The organism is Chloroflexota bacterium, from assembly GCA_014360805.1.
Lineage (GTDB): Bacteria > Chloroflexota > Anaerolineae > DTLA01 > DTLA01 > DTLA01.
In genome coordinates, this window is the sequence record JACIWU010000115.1 from 1 (window position 1) to 6,994 (window position 6,994).

Annotated in this window: 6 protein-coding genes; 1 reads left to right on the forward strand and 5 read right to left on the reverse strand. The window is 64.7% G+C overall.

Annotated features, from left to right (window positions below):
• Nucleotides 1-1,477 (reverse strand): tetratricopeptide repeat protein (locus H5T65_13335; protein MBC7260212.1); only part of this gene is annotated, 1,477 nt, incomplete at its 3' end.
• Between the two features lie 405 nt (nt 1,478-1,882).
• Entirely contained in the window at nt 1,883-2,914 is a 1,032-nt protein-coding gene (locus tag H5T65_13340; protein MBC7260213.1) for a histone deacetylase, read from the reverse strand.
• Nucleotides 2,915-3,061: 147 nt separating this feature from the next.
• On the opposite strand from H5T65_13340, the gene H5T65_13345 reads away from it, so the two are divergent.
• Nucleotides 3,062-4,348 (forward strand): alpha-glucosidase/alpha-galactosidase, encoded by a 1,287-nt coding sequence (locus H5T65_13345; GenBank protein MBC7260214.1) that lies wholly within the window; start codon nt 3,062-3,064, stop codon nt 4,346-4,348.
• Between the two features lie 230 nt (nt 4,349-4,578).
• On the opposite strand, the gene H5T65_13350 is transcribed toward H5T65_13345, so the two are convergent.
• From H5T65_13350 to H5T65_13360, 3 genes are all read right to left on the reverse strand, one after another.
• Nucleotides 4,579-4,791: a DUF2283 domain-containing protein gene (locus H5T65_13350; GenBank protein MBC7260215.1), complete on the reverse strand. Its 213-nt coding sequence runs from the start codon at nt 4,789-4,791 to the stop codon at nt 4,579-4,581.
• A complete protein-coding gene (locus tag H5T65_13355; GenBank protein MBC7260216.1) occupies nt 4,788-5,075 on the reverse strand; it encodes a DUF4258 domain-containing protein in 288 nt (95 codons plus the stop codon). Before H5T65_13355 ends, H5T65_13350 begins: the two co-directional genes overlap by 4 nt.
• Nucleotides 5,076-5,574: 499 nt before the next feature.
• Nucleotides 5,575-6,994, reverse strand: a 1,420-nt coding sequence (locus tag H5T65_13360) for a heavy metal translocating P-type ATPase (protein MBC7260217.1), incomplete at its 5' end; no start/stop codon positions are given.

The window sequence follows — 6,994 nt, forward strand, 5'->3', positions numbered from 1 at the left end:
CAGCGGCGGGGGCGGGCGCTTCGGGCGCGGCCTCGGCGACTTCCTCTGCGGCGGGGGCGGGCGCTTCGGGCGCGGCCTCGGCGACTTCCTCTGCGGCGGGGGTTTGGGCCAAACCCGCCTCGGCCAGCAGCGCCTCCAGGTCTATCTCGGTCGGCTCGGAGACTTCCGGCGGCGCAGCCTCAGGCTCCCCCACCAGCCACTCGGGGAGCGGCTCCGGCGGTGCGGCTTCAGCGGCGGGCGCGCCCTCTGCGATTCCCGCCTCGGCCTCTAACTGCTTCAGCCAATCAGGAATTCCTTCCTCGGAGACCGCCGCCTGCGCCTCCTCCTCGCCCAGCGGCAACTCCTCCAACTCTTCGGTGGGCGGGGCTTCGCTCACGGCCTCTTCCTGGCCCAGGTCCGCCATCCACTCAGGGACTTCCTCCTGCACTTCGCCGACCGGCCCCGCCGCTTGCGTCTCCTCCTCCTTCTGTCGCTCGCGGATGCGTCGGAGCCAGTCGGGGATGCCCTCCTCGGTTTCAACTTCCTCGGGCGATGGCGCGGGCGCTTCGGGGGCCGCCTCGGCCGCCGTAACCGCTTCCTCTGCCGGCGCCGGCGGCTCGCTCTCGCGCAAAGGCTCCAGCGGTGATTCTCGCAGCCAATCGGGCAGGGCCTCGGGCGGAATCTCTTCTTCCGTGATGAGGACCTCGCTCTCCGGCGCGGGCGCCGGCATCTCCTCCGGCGACGGGATTTTGACCACCCGCGCAGGCAGCGGAGAGCGATCGCCAAACAGTTTCTGCGCCACGTTGTTCTCGGGGTCTATGTCCTGCGCCAGTTGGAGCAGGGCGCGGCCTTCGCTCTCCCGTTCGCCGCGCAGGCCGATTTCCCCCAGGATGAGGTTGGCCTTCAAGCAGTGGGGGTACTGGGCCAGAATCTCCTCGCAGACTTTGACGGCCTCCTTGCGTTGGTCGGAACGCCAGAGGGCTTCCGCCAGGGCCACCTTGATGTCCACCAGGTCGGGGTTCTGCTCCAGAAGGGTGCGGAACTCCTGGATGGCCTGGCGCCACAGGCCGCTGCGTGCGTACAGCCGCGCCACCGCCGCCGAGGTCAGTTTCAAACGGGCGCGCGCGCCTTCCCCACGCTGCGCCTGGAGGCGCTGCAACTCCTTGCGAAGTTCGGCATTCCCCGGCGACAGTTCATACGCCCGCTCCAGGTGCCAGATGGCCAGGTTCAGGTTGCCTTGCTTCTCGTGGGCCACGGCAATACCCACCCGCGAGAACAAATCTTCCGGGTCGCAGGCCAGGGCGCGGGCGAACAGTCCATGCGCTTCTTCGTACTTGCCTTTCTCCAAACAGGCTTCACCCAGGATGCGGTAAGTCTGGAGGTGTTTGGGATACAAGCGCAACAGGTGGCGGCCCATGGCGATGGCTTGATCGTACTGGCCTTCGGCCACCAGGCGCCGCATCTCCTCGCCATAGGATTGAAGCGTTACCTCTGGCATCGCGCTACCTCCACATGATTCTCGCTGCCCGCCCTATTATGCGGCCCTTTGGGCGAAAAGTCAACCGCAACCGTCGGCGGACTCGGTTCCAAACCCTGTTGGTCGCGGCATGGGTACAGGCGCGACGCACTCGCGAAAGCACGTCGCGCTTTGCTCGCCAGCACAATATTGAATCTCGCTACTCCAATAGAACACTCGCATCTTCAGTTCGGCCCGTCAGAACAGGGGGCCGCTAGACGTAGGGCAAATTGGCAATTTGCCCTACGATGGCCGCCGAGAGAGCAGCGCCAACCGAATGTGCGACCTCCCGATGGGCCTCCTGGCGCTGTGTTACCGCATCGTGCGTTCTTATGAAAAAGCGAGCGTGAGTAGAACCGCAACCGTCGGCGCATCGGGCGGCGCTGCCTACAGCCCGTGCGCCCCGCGCACCGCGCGGATCAACGCCGCGAGCAAGGGTTCCGGGCGCGGCGATGGCCCCAGGGGATCCAGGTCGCCCTCCTCCGGAAGCCCCAGCAGGGCGCGGCAGGTGTTGTAGATGGCGCGGGGCAGCACCTCCGGGTGATACCCGCCCTCCAGCGTGAACACGAGCCGCCCGCCGCACAGTTTCTTCGCCATCCGCGCCAATTCCCGACCGACCCAGGCGTACCCCCGCAGAGAAAGCGCCAGCGAGGCCAACGGGTCGCTCCAATGGGCGTCGTACCCCGCCGACACGAGGATGATGTCGGGGGCGAAGCGCCGAGCGGCCGGCCACAGGATTTGCTCAAAGATGGCCCGCATCGCGCCGTCGCCAGCGCCGGGAGGCAGGGGAACGTTGACGGTGTAGCCCCGGCCCGGCCCGTCGCCGATCTCGTGGATGCTGCCGGTGCCCGGGTAGTACGGATACTGGTGCGTGGAGAAAAACAGCACGTCCGGGTCCCGGTAGAAACTGGCCTGGGTCCCGTTGCCGTGGTGGACGTCAAAATCCACGATGAGGATGCGGCGCGCCAACCCGTCCGCCCGAACCGCATAGGCCGCGACCGCAATGTTGTTGAAGATGCAGAACCCCATGCCCCGATTGCGCAGCGCATGGTGCCCCGGCGGCCGCACCAGGCAGATGGCGTTGTCCACATCCCCGCGCAGCACCGCCGCGGTTGCCGCGTGCACTCCACCGGCGGCGAAACACGCGGCCTCATAGGTCCGCGCCACGACGTAGGTGTCGGGGTCCAGGTATCCCCCGCCCGATGCGGACATCTCGGCCACAAGGTCAATGTACGACGGCGCATGGTTCATCTCCAAGTAGCGCCGCGACGCCGCGCTCGCGGGGATGGGAATCATCTGCTCCGTAATCCGCTGGTCTCGGAGAAACTGCATCACGAGCCAGAGCCTGTCGCGACACTCGGGGTGCCCGCGCAAGTCGTGCTCAAGGAAGATCGGGTCGTAGACGTAGCCGGTCGTCATTACAATATCCTCCTGGAAGCGCGTCCTGAACTGCTCTGTCCGCACCCCATGATAGCACAGACCCGCTTGTTGCGAAAGGGGGCGTTCGGTGGCAAAATCGGGATGGCGCGGCCGGTTGGCCCGCCAGCCTAGCGGTCAGGAGAGAATATGAGGAGTCCCAAAATCGTGCTCATCGGCGCGGCCAGTGTGATTTTCGGCACCACCACCATCCGCGACCTGCTGCTCTCGCCCGCCCTTGCCGGAAGCGAGATCACCCTTGTGGACATCGCCGAAGAGGGGCTGGGGCCGGTGGTGCGGTTCGCCGAACGGCTGAACGCGGCTCTGGGGCGCGACTGTCGCATCTCGGCCACCACCGACAGGCGGCAGGCGCTCCCCGGCGCGGACTTCGTGGTGGTATCCGTGGCGGTGGACCGCGAGCGGACGTGGAAACTGGATTTTGAGATTCCCCTGCGGCTGGGCGTGCGCCACGTCCTGGGCGAGAACGGCGGGCCGGGCGGGCTTTCCCACACCCTGCGGAACGTCCCCCTGCTGCTGGACATCGCCCGCGACGTGGAGGCCCTGGCTCCGCGGGCGTGGGTCATCAACTTCACCAACCCCATGTCCCGCCTGTGCCTGGCCCTGGCGCGCCATACGAGGCTCCGATTCGTGGGGCTGTGCCACCAGATTCACGAGGGCTACCGCATCGTGGCCGAAGTGCTGGGCATGAACCCGTCAGACTTCCAACTGCTGGCCGCCGGCCTGAATCACTTCACCTGGATTCTGTCCATGACCGACCGTCGGACAGGCGACGACCTCTACCCCGCGTTCCGCGAGCGCCTTCGGCGAATGCCGCCGGGGTTTGAGCCGCTCTCGCGCGAACTGTACGACATCTTCGGGCTGTTCCCCGCCGTCGGGGATCAGCACGCGGGCGAATACATTGGCGACGCGTGGCGGCGTGTCGGCACGGACGGGTACGACTGGGGCTGGTATCATCGCAGGATGGCGCAGGTGCACGCGGACGTGGAAGCCATCGCGCACGGCGATGCCGACGCCACCCGCCGCTGGCTCGCCGGCCCATCGGTTGAGCGCGCTCAGCAGGTCATCGCGGGGCTGTGGACGGGAAGCGGCGGGTTTGAGGAAGCCGTGAACGTCGTCAACGGCGGGGCCATCGCCAACCTGCCCTCCGACGCCGTCGTGGAAGTGCCGGCCCACGTCTCCCGCGACCGGATTCTGCCGCTTCAGGTGGGGCCGCTTCCGGACGGCATCGCCGAACTGTGCGCGCGCCAGGTTGCCATCCAGGAACTGGCGGTGCAGGCGGCGGTGAGGGGGGACCGCCAGGCCGCGCTTCAGGCCCTGGCGCTGGATCCGGTCGTTCCCGACATGGAGACGGCGCGGCGGGTGCTGGACGAACTCCTGCGCACCCATGCCGCGTACCTGCCGCAGTTTCGGGAGTAGGGGGCGTAACCGCGAATGCACGCGAATCACCGCGAATGGGGGGACGCATGGGGGCGCCCATGGCCTCCGGCGGCTATGGAAAGCCGCCCTACGGGTTTGGGCGTTGTGCCACCAACCCGTCGCGAGCGTAGGGCAGGTTTCCATACCTGCCTCCTGCGTCCGCAACCGCGAATGCACGCGAATGGGGAGGGGATGCATGGGGGCGCCCATTCTTGCTGGGCGCGGCCTGACTACGGCGATGCGCCCACCGGTATCATTTTATACTCAATCTGTGTCGGCAACCCCACCCGCCGCGAGGCATCTAGAATCTCCAGCGATACCAGGTTGCCCGCCTCATCATAGTCCAGTATTACCCCCGGCTTGTCCTCATCGCTCTCTGCTACAGCCGTGTCAAGAAAGATGACCGTCAGGGTGTCTGTCGCGCCATCATAGATCACTTTCATGTTGCTTTTCTCCAGTACTTCTCAATCCGGCTGGTCCGATAGACCGTAACCACCTCTGCCGGTTGCCGGTCAACATCCACAAACACCCGCAACAGATAGACCCGCACTGGCGTTCCGTGCTTTACGCGGGACTGGCAAACCACTCTTCCAGGTCGCACTTCCACCGTCTGCTCCGGTGCAGACAGGACTCGCACCACCTCGGCCTCGCTGACCTGCCGACGCTCCATCTCCAGACGAGCATGGTCAGTAAGGCGATATTCGGTGATGGACGACGTCTCCGACATAGCCAGTGCCTTTTCGCTTTAGAGCAGGCTCCCCGCTGCCTGTTTATTATACACCATTATGCGTTGTGCTGCACATTTCGCCGGCGCTGCGCCCAACGGCGCGCATCAGGTGCACGCGGAGCGCCGAGTGGAGGGCAGGTTTCCATACCTGCCTCCTGCGTCCGCAACCGCGAATGCACGCGAATGCACGCGAATGGGGAGGGGATGCATGGGGGCGCCCATGGCCTCCGGCGGCTATGGAAAGCCGCCCTACGGACTACATCCAAACTTATATCTATTTTGCCCGTGTATTGAATTTGCCATGAGTCCTTTTGAGGCAGTGTTCGGCAACTTGTGTCTATTAAAGGGCAAGAAGGTTTTTGGATCATTTGGCGGTCACGGTAATGACTGAAGGAGCGCGAACAAATCGGCCAAGTCGGCATCACTCATCTGCCACCGGGGCATATCCTGGCTCAGTAATTCCCCATTGGGGTGCTGACCGTCTACCTCAAAGTAGCAATCAACCAGCAGATAGCGCCGCCGAGAGGCGCTCGCCACGCAGCAGTTGGGCGTTGATAGCGACAATGACTGTACTGAGCGACATGAAAAGTGCTCCGATTGCGGGGGATAGTAGGACGCCCCAGGGGGCCAGGGCGCCCGCCGCCAGCGGTAACGCGATAACGTTGTAGCCTGCAGCCCACCACAGGTTTTGGACCATCTTGCGGTAACTGGCGCGGCTAAGAGCGATAACTTTGACCACATCCAGTGGGTTGCTCTTGACCAGAATCAACCCGGCCGACTCAATGGCGACATCTGTACCACCGCCTATGGCGATACCCACATCGGCTTTCGTTAGGGCAGGGGCATCGTTAACGCCATCACCAACGACAGCCACGTGCTTGCCTTGTGCCTGCAGCTCATCTACTTTCTGAACTTTATCCTCCGGCAGTACTTCGGCGAAAATGTGGTCAATGCCCAGGTCGGCGGCCACCGCCTGCGCCACCTCACGGCTATCACCGGTCAGCATGGCCACCTCAATCCCCATCGCATGCAGGCGACGGACGGCTTCCTTGCTTTCTGGGCGCACCACATCCGCCACGGCAAAGGTGGCGACCACCTGCTTATCCGCCACCAGGTAGACTACCGATTGGGCCTTCTCCCCCGCTACCCGCGCCAAGCCGTCCAGGTCCGCAGACGGGCGCACGCCCAGCATCTCCAACAAGCGCGGGCCGCCCACATAGACCTGCTTGCCATCGAGAGACGCCTGCACTCCTCGCCCTTTCAAAGCGATGAACTCGCTTACCGCAGGCGGTGTTAGGCCGCGATCGTGCGCCGCTCGCCGGATGGCCTGGGCAATGAGATGCTCTGAGTCGCCTTCTATAGCGGCCGCCAGGGCCAGGGCATCACCCTCATCCCAGCCCTCGGCCACCGCCACGCCCGCTACCCCAAACTTGCCTTCGGTCAGTGTGCCGGTCTTGTCAAAGACCACCACATCAATTTCGCGCGCAGCCTCTAACGCTAGCCGGTCGCGGACCAGGATACCATTCTTTGCCCCCAGGGCCGTGGTGATGGCGACCACCAGAGGCACAGCTAGGCCGAGGGCATGCGGGCAGGCGATGACCAGAACGGTAACAACACGCTTCAGGACTTCAACATTGAAGCCAACGGCGACGCTCCACCCAGCGGCAGTCAGAGCTGCTACGGTCAGGGCGATGTAAAACAGCCAGCCGGCAGCCCGGTCAGCAAGCACCTGGGTGTGAGACTTGGACTGTTGGGCTTGCTCAACCAGTCGCATGATGCCTGCCAAGGCGGTCTGATCACCGGTAGCCGTAACACGGACACGCAGGCTGCCATCACCGTTGAGGGTGCCAGCGATGACTTTGGCGCCAGGCTCCTTATTCACCGGCCGAGATTCGCCGGTGATCATGGCCTCATTGACT